This window comes from Tamlana crocina, assembly GCF_012037625.1.
This window is the reverse complement of record NZ_JAAVJS010000541.1, coordinates 1-350: the sequence shown is the minus strand read 5'-3', so window position 1 is coordinate 350 and position 350 is coordinate 1. Positions and strand designations below refer to the sequence as shown.

At 43.1% G+C, this 350-nt stretch carries 1 protein-coding gene; it reads right to left on the bottom strand.

What is annotated here, in order from left to right; all coding sequences use genetic code 11:
• Nucleotides 1–15: 15 nt before the first annotated feature.
• The coding region (locus tag HC176_RS17960; RefSeq protein WP_167920366.1) for a cbb3-type cytochrome c oxidase subunit II at nucleotides 16–350 on the bottom strand (335 nt) is incomplete at its 5' end.

Genomic DNA, 350 nt, shown 5'->3' with positions numbered 1-350 from the left:
ATTTTAGCATGATAATTAGTTTGAGGTTGTTGAATTCACCACTTTAATATCTGTACCCAAGCGCTGAATGTAAGCGATCAAAGCAACGATCTCGCGGTCTTTCATTTCTATAAAATCAAGTCCGTTCTCTTCTGCATACTTCTTGTCTGCTTCGTACGTGGCAACAAAATCGGGATCATTATATAGATTTTCCTGAATTTTTGTTGCCTGCTCATCCATGAGTGCCTGTGCATTTGCGATCTCAGCTTCGGTGTAGGGAACTCCCAGTTTTACCATGGCCTCCATTTTTGCTTCGGTACTGGAACGGTCGTGTTCATCGGTGATAAGCCACTTGTATCCCGGCATGATCG